Origin of the sequence: Rothia sp. P4278 (genome assembly GCF_048512945.1) — a bacterium.
Lineage (GTDB): Bacteria > Actinomycetota > Actinomycetes > Actinomycetales > Micrococcaceae > Rothia.
Window position 1 is genome coordinate 573,218 of record NZ_JBLXXU010000001.1, and the last position, 20,818, is coordinate 594,035.

16 protein-coding genes and 1 riboswitch are annotated in these 20,818 nt (G+C 55.5%); of the genes, 5 read left to right on the forward strand and 11 right to left on the reverse strand.

The window, feature by feature from the left end:
- Window positions 1-7 precede the first annotated feature (7 nt).
- From zwf to pgl, 3 genes are read left to right on the forward strand one after another with little or no spacing between them, the layout of a single operon-like run.
- Window positions 8-1,549: a glucose-6-phosphate dehydrogenase gene (zwf, locus tag ACN085_RS02560; protein ID WP_419099769.1), complete on the forward strand. Its 1,542-nt coding sequence runs from the start codon at window positions 8-10 to the stop codon at window positions 1,547-1,549.
- Window positions 1,546-2,529 (forward strand): glucose-6-phosphate dehydrogenase assembly protein OpcA, encoded by a 984-nt coding sequence (locus tag ACN085_RS02565; protein ID WP_419099811.1) that lies wholly within the window; start codon window positions 1,546-1,548, stop codon window positions 2,527-2,529. The genes zwf and ACN085_RS02565 overlap by 4 nt, the downstream gene beginning before the upstream one ends.
- Window positions 2,522-3,298, forward strand: a complete 777-nt coding sequence (gene pgl, locus ACN085_RS02570; RefSeq protein ID WP_419099770.1) for a 6-phosphogluconolactonase — start codon at window positions 2,522-2,524, stop codon at window positions 3,296-3,298. Before ACN085_RS02565 ends, pgl begins: the two co-directional genes overlap by 8 nt.
- A 118-nt stretch (window positions 3,299-3,416) precedes the next feature.
- Here the strand turns inward: pgl and secG are convergent, their stop codons facing one another.
- From secG to uvrA, 10 genes are all read right to left on the reverse strand, one after another.
- On the reverse strand, window positions 3,417-3,674 hold the full coding sequence (gene secG / locus ACN085_RS02575) for a preprotein translocase subunit SecG (RefSeq protein ID WP_419110481.1): 258 nt from the start codon (window positions 3,672-3,674) through the stop codon (window positions 3,417-3,419).
- A gap of 174 nt (window positions 3,675-3,848) precedes the next feature.
- Window positions 3,849-4,625 (reverse strand): triose-phosphate isomerase, encoded by a 777-nt coding sequence (gene tpiA, locus ACN085_RS02580; RefSeq protein WP_419110482.1) that lies wholly within the window; start codon window positions 4,623-4,625, stop codon window positions 3,849-3,851.
- 47 nt (window positions 4,626-4,672) lie between these two features.
- Complete coding sequence (locus tag ACN085_RS02585; protein WP_419099773.1) at window positions 4,673-5,896, reverse strand: phosphoglycerate kinase; 1,224 nt, start codon at window positions 5,894-5,896, stop codon at window positions 4,673-4,675.
- A gap of 159 nt (window positions 5,897-6,055) precedes the next feature.
- Window positions 6,056-7,060, reverse strand: coding sequence for a type I glyceraldehyde-3-phosphate dehydrogenase (gene gap / locus ACN085_RS02590; protein ID WP_419099774.1), 1,005 nt, complete (start codon window positions 7,058-7,060; stop codon window positions 6,056-6,058).
- Window positions 7,061-7,515: 455 nt separating this feature from the next.
- Window positions 7,516-8,496, reverse strand: coding sequence for a DNA-binding protein WhiA (gene whiA / locus ACN085_RS02595; RefSeq protein WP_419099775.1), 981 nt, complete (start codon window positions 8,494-8,496; stop codon window positions 7,516-7,518).
- A gap of 62 nt (window positions 8,497-8,558) precedes the next feature.
- The gene (locus tag ACN085_RS02600; RefSeq protein ID WP_419110483.1) at window positions 8,559-9,581 is read right to left on the reverse strand and encodes a gluconeogenesis factor YvcK family protein; all 1,023 of its coding nucleotides are present in this window, start codon (window positions 9,579-9,581) and stop codon (window positions 8,559-8,561) included.
- A complete protein-coding gene (rapZ, locus tag ACN085_RS02605; protein ID WP_419099777.1) occupies window positions 9,581-10,471 on the reverse strand; it encodes an RNase adapter RapZ in 891 nt (296 codons plus the stop codon). Before rapZ ends, ACN085_RS02600 begins: the two co-directional genes overlap by 1 nt.
- Before the next feature lie 120 nt (window positions 10,472-10,591).
- A complete protein-coding gene (uvrC, locus tag ACN085_RS02610) occupies window positions 10,592-12,553 on the reverse strand; it encodes an excinuclease ABC subunit UvrC (RefSeq protein ID WP_419110484.1) in 1,962 nt (653 codons plus the stop codon).
- Between the two features lie 20 nt (window positions 12,554-12,573).
- Window positions 12,574-13,263 carry a lysophospholipid acyltransferase family protein gene (locus tag ACN085_RS02615; RefSeq protein ID WP_419099779.1) on the reverse strand — a complete coding sequence of 230 codons (690 nt, stop codon included), beginning with the start codon at window positions 13,261-13,263 and terminating at the stop codon, window positions 12,574-12,576.
- Between the two features lie 89 nt (window positions 13,264-13,352).
- Complete coding sequence (uvrA, locus tag ACN085_RS02620) at window positions 13,353-16,232, reverse strand: excinuclease ABC subunit UvrA (RefSeq protein ID WP_419110485.1); 2,880 nt, start codon at window positions 16,230-16,232, stop codon at window positions 13,353-13,355.
- A 323-nt stretch (window positions 16,233-16,555) separates the two neighbouring features.
- On the opposite strand from uvrA, the gene ACN085_RS02625 reads away from it, so the two are divergent.
- Both ACN085_RS02625 and ACN085_RS02630 read left to right on the forward strand, forming a co-directional pair.
- Window positions 16,556-17,248: an MBL fold metallo-hydrolase gene (locus ACN085_RS02625; RefSeq protein WP_419110486.1), complete on the forward strand. Its 693-nt coding sequence runs from the start codon at window positions 16,556-16,558 to the stop codon at window positions 17,246-17,248.
- Window positions 17,249-17,339: 91 nt separating this feature from the next.
- Window positions 17,340-17,440: riboswitch (TPP riboswitch) on the forward strand.
- Window positions 17,429-18,994 (forward strand): bifunctional hydroxymethylpyrimidine kinase/phosphomethylpyrimidine kinase, encoded by a 1,566-nt coding sequence (locus ACN085_RS02630; RefSeq protein ID WP_419110487.1) that lies wholly within the window; start codon window positions 17,429-17,431, stop codon window positions 18,992-18,994. (Overlaps the previous riboswitch by 12 nt.)
- Window positions 18,995-19,084: 90 nt before the next feature.
- Here the strand turns inward: ACN085_RS02630 and ACN085_RS02635 are convergent, their stop codons facing one another.
- Window positions 19,085-20,794 carry a formate--tetrahydrofolate ligase gene (locus tag ACN085_RS02635; protein ID WP_419110488.1) on the reverse strand — a complete coding sequence of 570 codons (1,710 nt, stop codon included), beginning with the start codon at window positions 20,792-20,794 and terminating at the stop codon, window positions 19,085-19,087.
- Window positions 20,795-20,818: the final 24 nt, after the last annotated feature.

Here is a 20,818-nt window from a genome sequence, read left to right on the forward strand (position 1 = left end):
AGGATTCATGGCAGTGGCCAACACTCACGAATCAAACCCTCTGCGCGATCCACGCGATCGCCGTCTGACCCGCGTCGCTGGCCCCAGTTCTCTGGTTTTCTTCGGCGTCACCGGTGACCTAGCACGCAAGAAACTGCTTCCAGCAGTGTATGACTTGGTCAACCGTGGCTTGTTACCGCCAAGCTTCGGTTTGGTGGGTTTTGGGCGTCGCGAATGGAGCCACGAGGATTTCCGTGATGAGGTTCGGAACCACGTCCAGGCTCATTCTCGTACGCCCTTCCGTGAGGATGTCTGGAACCAGTTTGCTGCCGGTATTCGTTTTGTGACCGGTACTTTTGACTCCGACGAGTCTTTTGAGAAGCTCAAGGCAACCCTTGCCGAGCTTGATAAAACCCGTGGTACTGGTGGTAACCATGCCTTCTACCTATCTATTCCCCCCAAGGATTTTGACCAGGTTCTCCAAAAATTGGCTGACCATGATTTAGCCAACCACAATCAGCATGAGGGCTGGCGAAGGGTCGTTATCGAGAAGCCCTTTGGCCACAATCTACAGAGCGCTCGTGAGCTCAACGCTATTGTCGAGCGCGTATTCCCAGCAGACTCTGTCTTCCGCATTGACCACTACCTAGGCAAGGAAACCGTTCAGAACATTCTGGCCATGCGCTTTGCTAACCAAATGTTTGAGCCCCTGTGGAACGCCAACAATGTGGATCATGTGCAGATCACAATGGCCGAGGATATCGGCATTGGAACCCGCGCTGGCTACTACGATGGTGTGGGCGCGGCCCGCGATGTAATCCAGAACCATCTGCTCCAGCTTCTGGCGCTGACCGCTATGGAAGAACCCGTCAGCTTTAACGCTGAGCACCTGCGGGCAGAGAAAGCTAAGGTTCTTGAGGCCGTTCAGGTGCCCCGGGATATCGAGCAGGCTTTTGCTATTGGCCAGTATGCGGCCGGCAACCAGGGTGGTGAAGAGGTCAACGGCTTCTTTGATGAGAACGATATCCCCGCGGATTCGCGTACCGAAACTTTTGCGGCCCTCAAACTCTTCATTAATACCCGCCGCTGGGCCGGTGTTCCTTTCTACCTGCGTGCGGGCAAGCGTCTGGGCCGCCGCGTCACCGAGATTGCGGTGGTCTTCAAAAAGTCCCCCAACCAGCTCTTTGGAGGTAGCTCCCACCTGGCAGGTCAGAACGCTATCGTGATTCGCGTCCAGCCTGATGAGGGTATGACCCTACGTTTCTCATCTAAGGTACCCGGCACCCAGATGGAGATTCGTGATGTGAACATGGACTTTGGGTATTCCCACTCCTTTACCGAAGAATCACCAGAGGCTTACGAGCGCCTGATTCTGGATGTACTACTCGGTGAGCCACCGCTCTTCCCCCGTCACGAGGAAGTTGAGCTGTCGTGGAAGATTCTTGACCCCTTTGAAGAGTACTGGGAAGAGCACCAGGTTAAGCCTGAACCTTACGCCCCCGGTTCTTGGGGACCGGCTTCTGCCCACAGCATGCTTGAACGTGACGGTCGCACTTGGAGACGCCCATAATGAGAAAACTTAATGACACCACCGTTGGCGAAATCGCCAAGGAACTTGCCCGTCTGCGCAACGAAGAAGGCGCTACCACATCCTCTCGTGTACTGACCCTGGTGATTCTGGCTGAAAAGGGGCATTCGAAGACCGCTGTTGAGGCGGCACTCAAGGCTTCCTATGAGCATCCCTCCCGCATTATTGTTCATATTGACTACGGTCAGGATGCCCCTGATCAGCTCAATGCAAGCATCTACGTTGGTGGCGATGCCGGTGCCTCAGAGCTGATCATTCTACGCGGTTACGGTAGTGCGGCTGTGGCTACTGAATCTCTCATTTCCGGACTTCTACTGCCTGACTCCCCCATTGTTGCCTGGTGGCCGCATTCGGTTCCGGAGAACCCAGCGGAGCACTCTATCGGCCGGATTGCTCAGCGTCGTATCACCGATTCGGCTCGTGCTTACGACCCGCTTGGCGTGCTTGAAAAACTGGCCGACAGTTACAAGGACGGAGATACCGACCTGGCCTGGATTCGTCTAACGCTGTGGCGCATCCAAATTGCTGCTGTACTTGATCAGCTCGGCCCCGCGCCCGTCAGCAAGGTGACCGTTTCAGGCTCGTCCCTGTCGCCCTCGGTCGTTCTGCTGGGTGCATGGTTGGGCACCCGACTGGGTGCGACGGTTCATCTGCGCACCACCGATGTTCAGCGTGGCCTCTACCGGGTGCAGCTTGAACGTGAAGATGGAAGGGTAACCATCCACCGCCCCGGCAGGAACATTGCCACAGTCTCTTCCCCCGGTACACCTGACCAGCAGATCTCTCTGCCGGTCCGGTCCCTGGCAGATTGCTTGGCTGAAGAACTGCGTCGCCTGGACCCCGATGAAGTTTACGGGGAGGTCTTGCAATCGGTTGTCGATGGTTGCAACATCGTGGTTGATATTAATGCGGAAGATACCGCAACCGAAGGCGCTGACTACACGGAGGTCTACGATGCCTAAACCCATTCTTGTTGCCCACACCGATAAGGCTCAGCTCCAGCTAGCTGGGGCAACCCGCATCATCAATGTTGCGGCGACCGCTGTGGCGGCTCAGGGCGTGGCCCATATTTCGCTCACAGGCGGTACTATGGGTATCGCTGTTCTCGCTGGTATCGCTGAGCACCCGCTAAGTTCTACCGTGGACTGGTCTAAGGTTCATTTCTGGTGGTCTGATGAGCGCTTTGTTGCCACCGGTCATGCTGACCGCAACGAGCAGCAGGCAGGCCATGCCCTGCTCACCTCTTTGGGCCTACCCACGGAGAACCTGCATATCATGGGGGCTTCTGACACCTTTGATTCGCCTGAGGCAGCGGCCCTTGCCTACACCGAAGAGTTGGCACGGTTTGCACCCGCTGGTGAGAGCTCCCCTCTCTTTAACCTCACCCTACTGGGTATGGGGCCTGATGGGCATATTGCTTCGCTCTTCCCCGACCGAACCGAGATCCTGGACGCTGAGGGAGTTGCTATCGCGGTTCATAACTCCCCTAAGCCGCCACCCACGCGTGTGAGCCTGACCCTGCCTGTCATTAACTACTCAGAGCGTATCTGGTTCCTTATTGCTGGTAGCGATAAGGCAGATGCAACGGCTCGGCTGAGGGCTGCTAGCCAGCTAGCAGAAAGCGAGCTCACCGCCAAGATTCTCACAGCAACTCCCGCCGCAGGTGCCCGAGGTCTGCTTGAAACACTGATTCTGGTAACAGAAGATGCGCTGGCATCAAACGCCAATTGAGCTTGATGAACAGCGGCCGCTGCTTTACCCCTGGCCGCTGTTCTTTAGCTGTAATAGGCAGAGAGCATGAAAAAGCCCGATAGTTCTGTGAACTATCGGGCATTTTATATAAGTCTTTTTAGATAACCGCCACGGTCTCAAAACGGAGTACCAGGGCGTAGCCGATAATGGCAAATACCCAGAGGAGGATAACGCTTACCGTAAGTCGGATAAGGTTTTTAGAGGCCATACCCGAGGAGTTCAGGGAGGTTGTCATACCGCCACCGAACATATCTGAAAGGCCACCGCCCTTGCCGCGGTTGAGCAAAACCAGGAGCACGGTGAGGACGCTGGTTATAGCAATAACCACCATCAGGGCAATCTTTAGGGTTTCCACGCAGAACCTTTCACATGAACAGAGAAGGTGGCGTTCTCAAGCCACCCCAAAAACTATACGCTCTTTGGGCTGTAAAAGCACGGCTAACACCGCTGAGCTTCATGCTCTATGCCCCTTAGCCCGGCAGACCGATTCATAGCTGAACCGGCTACCGGGCTACAGGAACCCTTAGGTTTAGGAGTTGAAGCGAGCAATGTTAGCGAACTCGGTAGCGTCCAGTGAGGCACCGCCTACCAGTACGCCGTCCACATCTGCTTCTGCCATGATTTCAGGTGCGCTAGCAGCCTTGACCGAGCCACCGTAGAGCACGCGCACCTTGTCTGCAATCTCAGCTGAGTAGAGCTTAGTTAGCTCAGCGCGGATAGCGGCACTCATTTCCTGAGCGTCAGCTGCGGTTGCAACCTTGCCGGTGCCAATTGCCCAGACAGGCTCGTAGGCAACGACCAGGGTTTCAGCCTGGTCTGCGGTCAGGCCTTCGATAGAGCCACGGAGCTGTTCCAGCGTAAATTCGACGTGCTCGCCGGCTTCGCGCTTGTCCAGGCCTTCGCCTACGCACAATACGGGAACCAGGTCGTTGCGGTATGCTGCCTGAATCTTAGCGGCACACACAGCATCACTTTCACCGTGAATAGTGCGACGCTCTGAGTGGCCCACCAGAACGTAGCTTGCACCCAACTTGTTCAGGAATACGCCGGAGATATCCCCGGTGTAGGCGCCGGAATCCTGGTCAGAGAGGTCCTGTGCACCGTAGACAATCTCTAGTTTGTCACCGTCAACCAGGGTCTGTACTGAACGGATATCAGTGAAGGGAGGGAAAACAGCAACTTCAGCCTGAGCATAATCAAAGTTGGTGTCATCCAGGGTCCATGCCAGTTTCTGGAGCAGGGTCACGCCTTCGGTGTGATCCATGTTCATCTTCCAGTTGCCAGCGATAAGAGGCTTACGAGTCATGTGGCTCGTCCTTTCGTCAAAAATTAGTGTGCTTAGGCATCGAGTGCTTAGGCGCCGAGTGCTTCGAGGCCGGGCAGGGTCTTACCTTCGATGTATTCGAGGGAAGCGCCACCACCGGTGGAGATGTGGCCAAACTGGTCGTCAGAGAAGCCCAGGTTACGTACAGCCGATGCGGAGTCGCCGCCACCGATGATGGAGAAAGCATCAGATTCAACCAGGGCCTCTGCAAGGGCCTTAGTACCGGCTGCGAAAGCTTCAATTTCGAAGACACCTACGGGGCCGTTCCAGAAGACTAGCTTGGCATCCTTGATCTTCTGCGCAAAGAGTTCACGGGTGGCGGGGCCAATGTCCAGGCCTTCTGCCTGGGCACCCAGCTTGCCACCTGTCAGATCTTCGATGGGGCGGATTTCAGAATTCGCATCGTTGGAGAAATCGTCTGCCCATACAATGTCGGAGGCGATAATGAGCTCGGTGCCCTTTTCGGGTGCTTCTTTCAGATAGCGCTTGCAGTTCTCAATCTGGTCCTCTTCAAGAAGTGACTGGCCTACTTCGTAGCCCAGTGCCTTGGCGAAGGTATAGCCCATGCCACCACCGATGAGCAGAGCATCAGCCTTACCGATCAGATTATCAATTACAGCGAGCTTGTCGGACACCTTAGCGCCGCCCATAACAACGACAAAGGGGCGATCAGGGTTCTTGATGACCTTCTGCAGAACGTCAACTTCGGTTTTGACCAGGTCGCCCAGGTAAGCCGGAAGTACCTTAGCAATGTCGTAGACAGAGGCATGCTTGCGATGAACTGCCCCGAATGCGTCGTTGACGTAGGCACCATTTTCACCGGTCAGAGCTGCAAGTTCAGCAGCAAACTCGGCACGCTCAGCGTCGTCCTTGGAGGTTTCGCGTGCATCATAGCGGACGTTTTCGAGAACCAGCAGTTCGCCGTCCTTGAGAGCTTCAGCCTTGGCCTTGGCATCCTCACCGACCAGGTCAGTAGCAATTACAACGGGAAAGTCTGCGAGCTCAGCAAGACGCTCAGCGGCGGGCTTGATGGAGTACTGGGGGTCAACCTGACCCTTGGGGCGACCGAGGTGAGCGGTCACAATAACGCGGGCACCAGCATCGGTCAGCTTCTTCAGGACGGGCAAGGAAGCGCGGACGCGGCCGTCATCGGTGACCACACCGTCCTTGAGGGGAACATTCAGGTCTGAACGGACCAGGACGCGGCGACCAGCAAGGCCGCTTTCGATAAGCTCTGCAAGAGTTTTTGCCATGGGACTTCTCATCTCCATACGGTGAGGTTGATATAGGTAGGCTCCCCCGGTTGAGGAACCCAGATATGAGGACGGGTTAGCCAACTGCGCTTTATGCGTGCGCCAGTTCGCTAACCCTGTCTCTCATTGGTGTCTCATATAAGACGGTGGTCTATCAGCTTAGAGGGCTGCTACAACCTTGTTGGTGAACATGACCAGACGTGACACGTAGCCGTATTCGTTATCGTACCAGGCGATAACCTTGACCTGGTTGCCAATAACCTTGGTCAGGGGGGCGTCGAATACGGTCGAAACGGGCTCGCCCTCGATGTCCTTGGAAACGATGGGCTCTTCGTTGTACTTGATGATGCCCTTGAGGTCGCCCTCAGCTGCTTCCTTGACGGCTGCGTTAACTTCTTCAACGGTTACTTCGCGTGAAGCGGTGAAGGTCAGGTCGGTGATGGAGCCGGTGGGGGTGGGAACGCGAACAGCGAAGCCGTCCAGCTTGCCCTTGAGTTCAGGAAGAACCAGGCCAACGGCTGCAGCGGCACCGGTGGAGGTGGGAACCATGTTTAGGGCTGCGGCGCGTGCACGGCGCAGGTCCTTGTGAGGAGCATCCTGCAGGCGCTGGTCAGCGGTGTATGCGTGGATGGTGGTCATGAGGCCCTTTTCGATACCGAACTTATCGTTCAGTACCTTGGCCATGGGAGCCAGGCAGTTGGTGGTGCAAGATGCGTTTGAAACGATGTTCATGGTGGCTGAATCGTACTGGTCGTCGTTGACGCCCATGACGAAGGTGCCGTCAATGTTTTTGCCGGGTGCAGAGAGGATAACCTTCTTTGCACCAGCTTCCAGGTGAGCCTTAGCCTTCTCGCCATCGGTAAAGAAACCGGTGGACTCAAGAACAACGTCTACGCCGAGGTCGCTCCAGGGAAGATCAGCAGGGTTACGCTCTGCCAGAACCTTGATTTCGGTGCCATTGACGACCAGGCCGTTTTCGGAGACAGCTACTTCACCGTCGAAACGACCCATGATTGAGTCGTACTTGAGAAGGTGAGCAAGGGTATTTATGTCGGTCAGATCGTTGATAGCAACGATCTCAAAGCCCTCGCCATGCTGCTGGGCAGCGCGGAAGAAGGTGCGGCCGATGCGGCCAAAGCCGTTAATTGCTACGCGTACAGTCACTGAAATCAAACTCCTAGATACAGTTAGTGACAAGGTGGACGAGACTCCCTCTGAAGGGCGTATCGTTGCCGAACTCGGGAACTTTAGTTCCTGTCAGCTCGGCAGCCGAGCTCTCGTCCGGTTCGTTTTCTATCATACCCTGTTTATGTGAGTTTTGGTGTGTTTCTGTCGTATTTAAAGGTGGATTTAAGTGTGTTTCACTCATTGTTCACTCAGTTTTCCCCACCGAATGTGGCTCCCACCCCTTAAATTCATGATAAATGCCACCCAGTAAAGGGCAAACCAACAAAAACCCACATCGATTATCTGAAGACAAGCTGGGTTCTTGATTGGCCAAGGTTAGAAGTTACTATCTGCACGTTGAGCATATGACCAGCAGTGAACCGCTCAAGACGCAGAAGAGCCGTCCTCACCCGCAAGTAAGGACGGCTCACCACACTCAAAAAAGTAAGAAACTACTGGTGCTGACCGTGTGCCCCCACCCCGGCTTCAGTACCGGGGATACCGCGTTCAGCAGCTCGCTTATCGGCCATGGCAATGAGACGACGGATTCGACCTGCGATAGCGTCCTTAGTCATAGGTGGGTCAGCCAGACGACCCAGCTCATCCAGTGAGGCCTGCTTATGCGCTACACGTAACTCACCTGCATAGCGTAGATGGTCAGGAACTTTATCGCCCAAAATTTCAAGAGCACGTTCAACCCTGGCCCCGGCGGCAACAGCAGCCTGAGCTGAACGACGCAGGTTAGCGTCGTCAAAGTTAGCCAGACGGTTGGCAGTGGCACGCACTTCTTTACGGGCGCGACGCTCCCGCCAGTTATCCAGAGCATCAACAGCCCCCATACGCTCAAGGAGCAAGCTAATGGTCTCCCCATCACGCACTACAACGCGATCAACACCGCGCACTTCGCGGGCCTTAGCGATAACATCCAGACGACGAGCCGCCCCCACCAAGGCCAGCGCGGCCTCAGGACCGGGGCAGGTAAATTCAAGAGCTGACGAGCGGCCCGGCTCAGTCAACGAACCGTGCGCTAAGAAGGCCCCGCGCATCACAGCCTCGGCGTCAGCCAAGGAACCGTTTACAACAGCCGGAGGTAGGCCCCTAACCGGGCGACCTCGCCCGTCAAGCAGACCGGTCTGACGAGCCAGAGCTTCGCCGCCTTGATCAACGCGAACCACGTAGCGACCACCGCGGCGCAGGCCGCCACCAGAGATAGAGGTAATAGATGCTTCATGCCCATACATCTCTGCGATGTTGTATCTGAGCCGCTCAGCAGTAGACTCCAAATCGACCTCGGCCTCAACCACAATTTTGCCCTGAACCAGGTGCAAGCCGTTGGTAAAACGCAAGATAGTGGCTACCTCAGCTTTACGCACAGATGAGCGGTTCGCTTCAAACTGTGCCAGCTCTTCCTTGACCGATGCCGTTAGGGCCATGCTGGTCTTCCTCCAAAAGTTTAACTGCTCAAGTCAGTAGGGTGTGCCGGGATATCCCGACCTCAGTATTTGAAAACCTGCTTATAGGCCGCAGCCAGTTTGAGGGGGTCATGGACCCCCGGCTGATCGGTTTCCGCCACCTCGACCCAAAGGACCTCGGCACCGAGCTGGCTAGCAACATTTTCAAAGATTTCTCGCTCCCCAGTGGCGGCAGGGTCAGCGATAACTGTATTAACCCTAATTTCTGGAACGTAATCACGCAAAACGAGAAGGTGGTCGGCGGCACTCATACCCTGCGTTTCTTTACCGTCCAGCTCCAAATTCATCACCAGGCAAATCTTGGCACTGGTATTGAGAATCGCTTCACGTAAACCGGGCAGTAAGAGGTGAGGCAGAAGGGAGGTAAAGAATGAACCAGGACCCAGAACTACCCAGTCAGCCTCGTGAACCGCGCTGACTGCTTCGGGGCAGGGCTCAGCTTCCGCAGGAAGAAGACGAACTTTATCTACTCTACCGGCCTTAGCCAAAGTCGCCTGGCCCTGCACGGTATCGCGAAATTCCACGCCGTGCTCATTGGTGCTTACAATATCGCCCTCAATAACCAGGGGTGTCAGCGACATCGGCAGGACCCGCCCTCGTGCGTTGAGCAGGGCACCTGCCCAATCAAGACCGGCAACGCAGTCACCCAGCAGATCCCACAGAGCCACAATCAGCAGGTTACCCAAGGCATGGTTCTCCAGGGCAGTCGGCCGGGCATCGGTCCGTTGCCTGAAACGGTGCTGCATAACATCACGCCAGGTACGTCCCCAGTCAGTGTCATCGCACAGGGCAGACAGCGCCATACGCAGATCACCGGGAGGTAAAACATCAAGTTCATGGCGTAGCTTGCCGGAGGAACCCCCATCATCGGCAACCGTTACCACTGCGGTCAGAGCACTGGTAATCAATTTAAGGGCAGACAAGGATCCGTAGAGGCCGTGCCCCCCGCCCAGAGCTGTCACTCTGACCGGAAGAGGGTGCCCCTGATGAATGATTGGCAGGAGTCCCGTCTCGGGGAAACGGGGTGCGCGAAAAGTCTCAGGCATTATTCTCTACCCATGTCACGGTGATGAATCGAAATGTTTACATCGTCCATTTGGCGCAGTCGGCGGGCAACTTCTTCAGTTACAGCAACTGAGCGGTGCTTACCGCCGGTGCACCCAATAGCAAAGGTTGCATACAGTTTACCTTCCTTTCGGTAACCCGCAATGACCGGCTGAAGCGCTTGAATGTAATGCGAGATAAATTCTTCGGTACCCTCATGAGAAAAGACGTAATCTCGGACCCCAGCGTCCTGACCGGTCTGGGCTCGCAACTCAGGAACCCAGTGAGGATTCGGAATGAACCGCATGTCAGCCATGTAGTGGACATCGGAGGGGGTGCCGTATTTAAAGCCAAAACTCATCACGGTAATGTTCACAATGCGCTCCTTACCTGGAGCATAGGTTTCACGCACTTTCTTAGCCAGCTGGTGAACATTCATCCCCGTGGTGTCAATGATGTAATCCGCGCTCTCTTTGAGTTCAGCAAAAAGCTTGCGTTCTTCGGAAATCGCTTCTGCCACCAAACCGCCCTTCTGAAGGGGGTGCGGGCGCCGCTGAGCCTCATAGCGGGCGATAATATCCTTATCCGCTGCGTCCATGAAAAGCATGGAGAAATCAACGTCAAGGCCCCTTAGGTTATTGATAGCCTCAGGCAAATCTTGCAAAAGACGACGCGCACGAACATCAATCCCAACCGCCACTTTAGGCATGGTTGCAGGAGAGTCTTTAACAAGTTGAGCAAGGTTGCTGAACATCTGAGGTGGAATGTTATCCACCACGTACCATCCCTCATCTTCGAGGGTGTTGGCTGCGGTGCTGCGGCCTGCACCAGAAATACCGGTGATGACCAAGATTTGCGGTTTGACGCCAGATACAAGGGGGTCAGATGACATGTGAGGGGTCTCTCGCTTCTCCAAATTGAACCAATGTTAGTTACAGCCTAGCGCACATACACCCCATAAAAGCCCGCAAAATGCAGGCAATATGCCCAAGATATGTCCCCCAAAAAGTATTTATGGCCGGGTGTCCTCAGACAAGAAATGACGGTGGATTTTTTGGGCCATAGAGGGGCCAATTCCGGGGACTTTCTGCAGTTCTTCAATATCCGCAGCTGAGAGCTGTTTGAGAGAACCAAAATGCTTGATTAAGGCCTCCCGCTTAGCTGGCCCCAGCCCATCAATAGTGTCCAAGGCAGATTTGACCATTTCACGGCCGCGCTTGGTTCGGTGGAAAGTAATGGCAAACCGGTGGGCTTCATCGCGGATCCGCTGAATCAGGTAGAGCGCGTCGGAAGTTCTCGGCAAGATAAGGGGGAAATAATCGCCCGGTAGCCACAGCTCTTCCAAGCGTTTAGCAATACCCACCACAAAGATATCGGAAATTCCAAGGTCTTCTAGCGCGCGAGATGCAGCAGCAACCTGAGGTTGGCCACCGTCTACGACCACAAGGTTGGGCGGATATGCAAAAGCGGCAGGTTGCTTCTCACCTCTGTCTCTTATCTCACCGGACACCGGAGAACGAACACCGGCAGCCTCATCAGAGAGGTAACGGCGAAAACGGCGGTAAATGACATCATACATACTGGCCGTATCGTCCCGCGCAGCATCACCGGTGACCGAGAACTTGCGGTAGTCGCTTTTCTTGGGCAATCCGTCCTCAAAAACCACCATGGATGCCACCACGTTGGTGCCCTGGGTATGCGAAATGTCGTAGCACTCAATCCGCATGAGAGGTTCGGGGAGTTCCAGGGTCTCCTGGAGCTCAACCAGTGATGCTGACCGGGTAGTAATGTCCCCGGCTCGTCTGGTCTTATGGAGCGCTAAAGCCTGCCGGGCGTTCTCCCTCACCGTATCCATGAGCTCTACCCGGTCACCGCGCTGAGGAACACTGATAGAAACTTTGGCACCCCGAACACCGCTAAGCCACTCTTCGAGCCGCTCCTGATTCTCAGGAAGCACAGGAACATTAATCTGGCGGGGTATCTCGTTAAGGTTATGGTTAATCTCCTCTTCGGTGGTGCCTGCCGCCAGACTTGCTGCTGACTCACCGTAGACCTGCACGAGAAGCTGATCCATGAGCGCCTGCGGGCTTGAGTCTTCCACCTTTTCGACGATCCAGCCGCGTTGGCCTCGGATGCGGCCACTGCGTACATAAAAGACCTGAATGGCAGCTTCAAGATCATCTTCTACAAAGTTAAAGATATCGGCGTTGACCGAATCGGGCAGAACCACCGCATTAGGTTCAAAAGCCTTAGTGAGAGCTTGGATATCATCCCGTAGCAGAGCAGCCTTTTCAAAATCAAAGTCGGCTGCTGCCTGCTTCATCTGGGCTGTCAGCTCATCTATATATTTTTCAGCACCACCGGCCATAAAGGAACAGAGCTGTTCAGCCAGGGCGGCGTGGTCTTCCCTGCTGATTTTTCCTACGCAGGGTGCAGAGCACTTGTCAATATAGCCCAGCAGACAGGGGCGATTCGATGCCTGAGCCCGGTTGAAAACTCCAGTGCTACAGGTCCGCACGGGGAATACACGCAAGAGGGCATCGAGAGTCTGACGGATAGCCCAGGCCTGTGAGTAGGGCCCGAAGTAGCGGACACCCTTCTTTTTCTCACCGCGCATCACCTGGGCCCGCGGGTAGCGGTCTTTGAGAGTGACTGCCAGGTAGGGATAGCTCTTATCATCGCGGAAGGCAATGTTGAACCGAGGCTTGAACTCTTTAATCCAGGTGTACTCAAGCTGGAGAGATTCAAGCTCGCTACCTACAACCGTCCATTCCACTGACGCGGCGGTATGAACCATGGCATAGGTTTTAGGGCTCAGCGAATCGACCTTAGCGAAGTATGAATTCAGTCGGTTACGCAGGTTTTTGGCTTTACCCACATAGATAATGCGGCCGTACTCGTCCCTGAACCTGTAGACACCGGGTTGGGTAGGGATTTCTCCCGGTGCCGGACGGTAAGAGGCAGGACTAGCCAAGAAAAACTTCTTTCTACTGGTTACAGACTGCCGGAATCTCGTTCGGCAGACGGTGAGACGTTGTACTCGTTTTTGCGGGCCTGACCAGAGAGCTGGGCGATAGCGTCCATGATGGTATCGGTCGTTTCACGGCGCTGGCGGCCACTCATCTTCTCCCCCAGCTTCTCAAAAATGAGTGGCTCACCCACACGAACCGTAAAACGGTGGGGGTAGACCATGTTAGAGCCAGGTTTCTGAATCTTATCGGTACCGATTAATCCCACAGGAACTACCCTTGCACCGGTCATGTGAGCCAGCCAGGCCACGCCAATTTTTCCCTTGTAGAGGTAGCCATCTCGCGATCGAGTGCCTTCAGGGTAAATCCCAAAGACCTTGCCCTCTTCGAGCCTTTCGAGCGCTGTCTCAAGAGCCTTCATCGATTCTTTTTTGTCGGTGCGGTTGACCGGGATGATATCGATAACCTGGAAAAGTGTTTTCATGGCTCTGCCCTTAAAGCCGGGCGAGTTAACGTACTCAGCTTTAGCTAAGAAAGCTACACGCCTGGGCATCAGGGCCGAGATAATCACTGAATCCAAGAAAGCAAGATGGTTGGATGCAAGGATGACCGGCCCTTGAGCAGGGAAGTTCTCCAGTCCAGTAACTCGGGCCCGAAAGACCGTACGCAGAATAGCCTCGATACTTTTCTGGGTTGCCTTGTACTTCAATGACATGGTGGCTCCTACAGCCTCATTTCCAGGGAAAATACGGCTTATTTGATTTTTCTGACCGGTTTTACCCTATTTAGCATACCCTCCGCGGTCTAGCTCAAAAGCATTTCTGCTAGGAAACGGCCCGTATGTGACTCAGGGATGGCAGCGACCTGCTCAGGTGTGCCTGTTGCCAGGACAGTACCGCCACCATCGCCGCCTTCGGGGCCCATATCAATAATCCAGTCAGCACTCTTAATGACATCCAGATTGTGCTCAATAGTGATAACCGTGTTGCCCTTATCGACCAGCCCCTGCACAACACCTAACAGCTTGCGGATATCCTCAAAGTGTAGGCCAGTTGTGGGTTCGTCCAAAACATAGATTGACCGACCATTAGAGCGTTTTTGGAGCTCGGTAGCTAGTTTGACGCGCTGGGCCTCACCACCGGAGAGGGTGGTAGCAGACTGCCCCAAACGTACATAACCCAGCCCCACATCGACCAGGGTGTTGAGGTAGCGAGAAATCTTACTGAAGGCCGAGAAAAAGTCGGAGGCTTCGGCAACCGGCATCTCTAAGACATCGGCAATAGTCTTACCCTTGTAATGAACCTCAAGAGTTTCACGGTTGTAGCGTTTACCCTTACAGACCTCGCAGGGTACGTAGACATCGGGCAGGAAGTTCATTTCAATTTTGAGAGTACCGTCACCGGAACAAGCTTCGCAGCGGCCTCCCTTGACGTTGAAGGAGAAACGGCCGGGCTGGTAGCCACGGATTTTTGCCTCGGTGGTTTCCGCGAAGAGTTTACGGATATGGTCAAAAACGCCGGTATAAGTTGCCGGGTTAGAACGCGGAGTACGACCAATGGGTGACTGATCCACATGGATGATTTTGTCCAGCTGGTCCACACCCTTGATGGTCTTGTGGCGACCGGGCACCTGCTTGGCACCGTTGAGCTGGTTTGCCAGAGCGGTGTAGAGAATGTCGTTGACCAGGGTAGATTTGCCCGAACCAGATACACCTGTAACGGCGGTCAGGACTCCCAGCGGGAACTCTACATCCACCTTCTTAAGGTTGTTCTCACGTGCTCCAACAACCTTAATAGTGCGTTTGGGGTCCACGGCACGGCGGGTTGTGGGAACCTCGATGGTGCGGCGGCCAGCCATGTAGTCACCGGTCACGGACTCTTTATTGTCAAGGAGCTCTGCGAACGTACCCGAGTGAACAATCTGACCACCGTGTTCACCGGCCCCCGGGCCAACGTCCACGATCCAGTCCGCTTCTTTCATAGTGTCTTCATCGTGTTCTACCACAATCAGAGTGTTGCCCATATCGCGGAGCTTTGTCAGGGTTTCAATCAGACGGCGGTTATCGCGCTGGTGCAGACCAATCGAGGGCTCATCAAGTACGTAGAGAACACCCACCAGACCAGAGCCAATCTGGGTTGCCAGGCGGATACGCTGAGCCTCACCACCAGAAAGAGTGCCGGCTGAACGGGCCAGATTCAGGTAATCAAGCCCAACATCAAGCAGGAACTGGAGGCGCGCGTCGATTTCTTTAAGAACCAGCTCAGCGATCTGTGCTTCTCGGGCATTCAGCTTCAGGGATCGCATAAACTCTAGAGCCTCACGCATGGGCAACTGCGTGACCTCTGCGATGGACTTGCCCCCCACGGTGACCGCCAGGATGGTCGGGTTGAGACGGGCACCCTGGCAGGCGGTACAAGCCACATTGCGCATGTACTGCTCGTAGCGGTCCTTGGACCAGTCAGATTCAGTTTCTTCGTGCTTGCGCTTAATGTAACCGACGACTCCCTCAAACCCTGAGGTGTAGCGGCGCTCCCGCCCGAAGCGGTTCTTGTAGGCTACCGTTACCTGGTAATCCTTGCCCTTGAGGATCGCCTTCCTAGCCTTTGCTGGCAGATCCTTCCAGGGAGTAGCCAGATCAAAATTGAGCTCTTGGCCCAAGCCCGCAAGCAGGCGGAGCCAATACTCAGTGGTTGATTTGCCCTGCGACCAGGGTGCAATTGCTCCCTCAGCCAGTGAGAGCTCCGGGTTGGGGATAAGCAGGTCTTCATCAACTTGGAGCTTGGAGCCGATACCGTCACAGCCCTGACAGGCACCAAAGGGTGAGTTGAAAGAGAAAGCGCGAGGCTCCACCTCAGTCACAGAAAGAGCATGCCCGTTAGGGCAGGCCAGGTTCTCACTAAAAGACCGGGTACGGCTTGCTGAGTCTTCATCCTCATCCACAAAATCGATCAGGACTTTCCCATCAGCCAAACCAAGCGCAGTTTCAATGGAATCCGTGAGACGCTGGTGGACGCTCTCCTTGATAGCTATGCGGTCTACAACCACCTCAATAGTGTGTTTGTACTGTTTTTCAAGCTGAGGAGGGTCTTGCAGTTGAATAGTTAGCCCATCCACTCGGGCACGAGCGTAACCGGCGTTGGATAGCTCTTTGAAAAGATCGACGAATTCACCCTTGCGCGCTGAGACAACAGGAGCCAAAACCTGTAGACGGGTCTTCTCGGGGTAGCCCATCAGTACATCCACAATCTGCTGGGGCGACTGCTTGGAGATTTCTTCGCCGCAGTCAGGGCAGTGGGGGTGGCCCACGCGTGCCCACAGCAGACGCATGTAGTCGTAGATCTCAGTGATAGTACCCACCGTTGAGCGAGGGTTCTTAGAGGTTGATTTCTGGTCAATAGACACAGCTGGCGAAAGACCCTCAATAAAGTCAACATCCGGTTTATCCACCTGCCCCAGGAACATGCGGGCGTAAGAGGAGAGTGACTCGACGTAGCGACGCTGTCCCTCAGCAAAGATGGTGTCAAAAGCCAGAGATGATTTACCTGAACCCGAGAGGCCGGTAAACACCACCATGGCATCGCGGGGAATATCTAGGTCAACGTTTTTAAGGTTGTTTTCACGGGCACCCTGCACGCGGATGTGCGTGAGGTCGCTGGCCATGGGGCGAGAGGCTAAGCCTGCCATACGATTACCTATCTTCAGGAAAGTCTTTTCGAAGATATATTCTAAACTATGCAGTAAAGTTTTGGGCAGACCGCGCCCAGGGTGCTTGGATGTTAGGCTACCGGCTGAAAGTAGTTAGCTAGCGTGACGGTCTAAAGGTTCTTGTCTGGAATCAGCTCATCTGCACGGTTAAAGACCGCCGTGATACCGGGGTAGTTGAGGTGCCCGGAATGAGCCGTAAAAGAGCCTATGCCTGATGGCCTTCGGATCAGCTCCACCTTGCGCAATATTTCAAGCTCCACAACCACTTCACGAGCGAGGGGGCGGGCCCTAGAATCACTAGTATGACAGAAACCGGAACTCTCCATGCCTCTACCCCACTGATAACCATCCGTAGCATAGCTGTCTCTGAGATGAACAACAAGGTCTACCTGCTCACCCATAAGCAAAGCGGGGCCCAGATTCTCATTGATGCCGCAGATGATTTTCCCGCTATCCAAAAGTTCACTGAGGCCGCACTCGCCACTGACTCACCCGCCCAAGTCGGTCAGCCCGGCTCCGGAGTCCTTGCACTAATTACCACACATTCCCACTGGGACCATATCCGGGCTTTGCCTGATGCAGTTGCCGGGTGGTCACCCGCCACCTACTGCGGTTCGGCCGATGCCGATGCTATTGCGGAACAGGAAAGTACACGTATTGAGCATCTGCTCAACGGCGGGGAAAACCTCAATCTAGCAGGTATTGAGCTTGAAGTCATCAGCCTGCGCGGGCATACTCCCGGGTCGATTGCTCTTGCCTATCGGGACCCCAGCGGAGAGCACCCCGTCCTCCTATTCACCGGTGATTCCCTCTTCCCCGGTGGGGTAGGCAAGACCCGGGCTCCGGAAGATTTCGCCCAGCTCTTGGCCGATGTTTCAGCGCGTATCTTCTCCCAATATGACGATGCCACGGTCGTTCTGCCCGGCCACGGGGACACCACCACCCTGGGTGCTGAGCGGCCTCATCTGCCCGAATGGAAAGAAAGAGGCTGGTAAGCGCAGGGCTAGCTGAAATCTTAAAACAACTGAACACCAAAGCCCTAAATTTTTATTGTGTTCGGCTTCACCAGCTGTTAGCATAAAACCGATATTTGGTTTGGGGTGCCGCTGGCAGCAGAAGCGGCTGAGATTAGACCCACAGAACCTGCTCTAGTTAGAACTAGCGAAGGGAAACCCATGCGCCGTCCTCTGCCTGCGCCTCTTGCTCATAGCACTTCCGCTCTCGAAACGTCAGTACCCAACGTGCTCTCTATCGCGGGGACGGACCCCAGCGGAGGGGCCGGCGCGCAGGCTGACCTCAAATCAATTGCGGCAGCAGGCGGTTACGGCATGAACGCGGTCACGGCCCTTGTCGCCCAAAACACTCAGGGCGTCAGCGCTGTCGAGGTTCCGCCCGCTGACTTTCTGCGAGCGCAACTCGATGCCGTCAGCGAGGACGTTCGCATTGATGCAGTCAAAATTGGCATGCTAGGCTCTGCTGACATCATCGACACTGTAGCCGCATGGCTCGATAGCAATCCACAGCAGCTTGTTGTGCTTGACCCTGTCATGGTCGCAACCAGTGGGGACCGTCTGCTGGAAACCGAGGCGGAGGATGCCCTACGCCGATTCCTAAAGTACGCCACGGTTATCACCCCCAATATCCCAGAGCTAGCCATTCTGGCCGAAGACTCAGAGCCAGATACCTGGGATTCTGCCTGTGCTCTCGCCCAGGTAGTCGCCGAACGCTACCAGGTCGCAGTTATCGTTAAGAGTGGGCACCTACCGGGTGACCAAGCGGGCAACGCAGTGGTCACTACCCAAGGAACCACAGCCGTCTTCAGACAAAAGAAAATAGATACCTCCAATACTCACGGCACCGGGTGCAGCCTTTCTGCTGCGCTCGCTACACGACTGGCAACAGGGGCAAGCCTTGAAGCAGCCCTGGAATGGACTTCAACCTGGCTTCATGGAGCAATCTCAACCAGTCACCACCTCAGCGTGGGGCAGGGGCACGGACCGATCAACCACTTCTGGCGGCTCTGGGAACAATCACGGGTAGCGGATGCGACGCCGGTAAAACTCGGAGACTTCGAAGCGACCACTAGGCCGCCTCAGATATCGGCGGCGGGCCCGCAGACCAAACGGCTCTGGGAACTCACCGGCCAGATTTGGGACTCAATCTGTGAACTCCCCTTTATCCAGCAGCTTGCATCCGGCACGCTGGCCACTGCAGACTTCACCTTCTACCAGGACCAGGACGCACTCTATCTTTCGAGCTACTCCCGGGCACTTGCTACCCTTAGTGCTAAGGCTCCCTCATCTGCTGAACAGGTCTTCTGGGCGCGAGGGGCGGCGGAGTGCATTGAGGTCGAATCCAGTCTTCACGCTGACTGGCTGGGGCCAGACTATATCAGTGCAGGCCCCTCCCCTATCACCAGGGCCTATACAGACTTCTTGACCTCATCCGCTTCTGTCAACGATTACGCAATCGGGGTGGCGGCGGTTCTTCCCTGCTACTGGCTCTACGCAGAAATAGGTGAAATTCTTGCTCAGGTCAATACTCCCGGTCACCCCTACTCGGCCTGGTTGAGCATGTACGGTTCACCAGAGTTCCGCCAGGCAACTGAGCAGGCTATTGCCTATGCAGAGCAGGTGCTCTCGCAGGCCCCGGGCCAGACCCTGGAAGCGGCTCAGAAGGCCTACCAGCAGGCCGCCCTCCACGAGTTGCGTTTCTTCGCTCAGGCCCAACTACGCAACTAGCTAACTAACATCAAAGCGCCCACGCCACCCGGACTGCCTTCACAGCCTGTTCCTGGTGGTGCGGGCGCTATTTACCGGTGATTACAGTCTTTAGAACAGGCCCACCATAGTGCCGTTCTCATCGAACCCAATGCGCTCAGCAGCGGGTGATTTAGCTAGCCCGGGCATGGTACGCATGGTACCGCAGAGAGCGTACACGTAGCCAGCGCCTGCCGCCAGGCGTACTTCGCGCACGGGCAAAGTCCAGCCGGTCGGGGCGCCTTTGAGCGAGGGATCCGATGAAATGGAGAGGTGGGTCTTGGCGATCACCACGGGTAGGTTGCCGTAGCCCAGTTCCTCGTAGCGTGCCAGCTGCTTTGCAGCTGCTGGTGCCAGCTCAATGCCATCCGCACCGTAGACCTGAGTAGCCACCTTCTCAATCTTGGTGGACAGGGGATCGGAGTCCTCGTAGGTGTAGGTCAATTCGCTCATGTCGTCGCAGGCCTCGGCCACAGCATCGGCAAGCTCTCTTGCGCCCTTCCCGCCCTCGGCCACACCACGGTGAATGGCAACGCGGGCACCGGCCTCCTCAGCGATCCGGCGAATAGTCTCGTGTTCAGACTCGAAATCTGTGGGGAAAGCATTGATAGCAACTACCGGTTGCACACCAAAGCCGCGGACAATCTCAAGGTGCTTAAGCAGGTTAGCCGCCCCGGCTTCAACATCGGCTGTGTTCTCCTCAAGCAGGCCTTCAGGCAGTGGCTTACCAGGTGTAATAGTGTAACGGCCCGAGTGCGATTTGAGCGAACGAACGGTCACTACTAGGACGGCGGCGTCGGGTTTGAGCCCCGATACACGGCACTTGACGTTGAAGAACCGTTCAGCCCCCATATCGGCACCAAAACCGGCCTCAGTAATCACATAGTCTGCGTGTTCGAGCCCCACATAGTCTGCAAGAACCGATGAATTGCCGGTGGCGATGTTGCCAAAAGGACCGGCATGAATCAGGGCCGGGGTTTTTTCAAGGGTCTGGAGCAGGTTGGGGTGGATAGCATCGGCAAGGAGAACTGCCATAGCGCCATCTGCTTTGAGGTCTGCGGCGGTCACAGGGTTGCCCTCTACGTTGAGGCCAACGACAACTTTGGCTAGTCGTGCTTGGAGGTCTTCAAAGCTGGTGGCCAGTGACAGAATCACCATAATCTCCGAAGCGCTGGTGATGTCAAAGCCACTTTCGCGGGGCACGCCGTCCATGCGGTCGCCCAGGCCTATGACGACGTTGCGGAGGGCACGATCGTTCATGTCAATCACTCGCCGCCAGGTGATAGAGCGGGTATCCAGACGCAGTTCGTTGCCGTGGTGCAGATGGTTATCAATCATAGCGGCAAGCAGGTTGTGAGCCGCTGTGACGGCATGGAAGTCGCCGGTCAGGTGCAAGTTCAGTTTCTCCATAGGGACGATTTGGGAGTAGCCGCCCCCGGCTGCACCGCCCTTAATGCCGAAAGTTGGGCCCATGGAGGGCTGGCGTAGGGTCAGCATAGCCTTACGCCCGGTAGCGGCCATGCCCTGAGCAAGTGAGACTGAGGTAGCGGTCTTACCTTCCCCCAGCGGTGTCGGGGTTACCGCCGTGACAACGATATATTTAGCGCCTTTTGCCAGCGCTCTCTCGGCCTTGGTGTCAGCCGTGAGTTTTACTTTGGCAAGGTACTTTCCGTAGGGTTCTAAACGGTCAAGGTCAATGCCAGAGGCTGTTGCGATCTCAGTAATCGGTTGCAGGGTCGCTGCTTGAGCGATTTCAAGATCGGTGGGAAAAGGCTTACTCATAGGGGTGTCCTTGGTTTTTGTGGT

Excerpts from the sequence above, each read along its gene's own strand:
- rapZ (WP_419099777.1), bottom strand. The coding sequence starts at position 10,471 with ATGTCATCTGACCCCCTTGTATCTGGCGTCAAACCGCAAATCTTGGTC.
- whiA (WP_419099775.1), bottom strand. The coding sequence starts at position 8,496 with ATGGCCCTAACGGCATCGGTCAAGGAAGAGCTGGCACAGTTTGAAGCG.
- ACN085_RS02630 (WP_419110487.1), top strand. The coding sequence starts at position 17,429 with ATGCGCCGTCCTCTGCCTGCGCCTCTTGCTCATAGCACTTCCGCTCTC.
- ACN085_RS02615 (WP_419099779.1), bottom strand. The coding sequence starts at position 13,263 with ATGTCATTGAAGTACAAGGCAACCCAGAAAAGTATCGAGGCTATTCTG.
- zwf (WP_419099769.1), top strand. The coding sequence starts at position 8 with ATGGCAGTGGCCAACACTCACGAATCAAACCCTCTGCGCGATCCACGC.
- ACN085_RS02585 (WP_419099773.1), bottom strand. The coding sequence starts at position 5,896 with ATGGCAAAAACTCTTGCAGAGCTTATCGAAAGCGGCCTTGCTGGTCGC.
- uvrA (WP_419110485.1), bottom strand. The coding sequence starts at position 16,232 with ATGGCAGGCTTAGCCTCTCGCCCCATGGCCAGCGACCTCACGCACATC.
- pgl (WP_419099770.1), top strand. The coding sequence starts at position 2,522 with ATGCCTAAACCCATTCTTGTTGCCCACACCGATAAGGCTCAGCTCCAG.
- ACN085_RS02625 (WP_419110486.1), top strand. The coding sequence starts at position 16,556 with ATGACAGAAACCGGAACTCTCCATGCCTCTACCCCACTGATAACCATC.
- ACN085_RS02600 (WP_419110483.1), bottom strand. The coding sequence starts at position 9,581 with ATGCCTGAGACTTTTCGCGCACCCCGTTTCCCCGAGACGGGACTCCTG.
- ACN085_RS02635 (WP_419110488.1), bottom strand. The coding sequence starts at position 20,794 with ATGAGTAAGCCTTTTCCCACCGATCTTGAAATCGCTCAAGCAGCGACC.
- tpiA (WP_419110482.1), bottom strand. The coding sequence starts at position 4,625 with ATGACTCGTAAGCCTCTTATCGCTGGCAACTGGAAGATGAACATGGAT.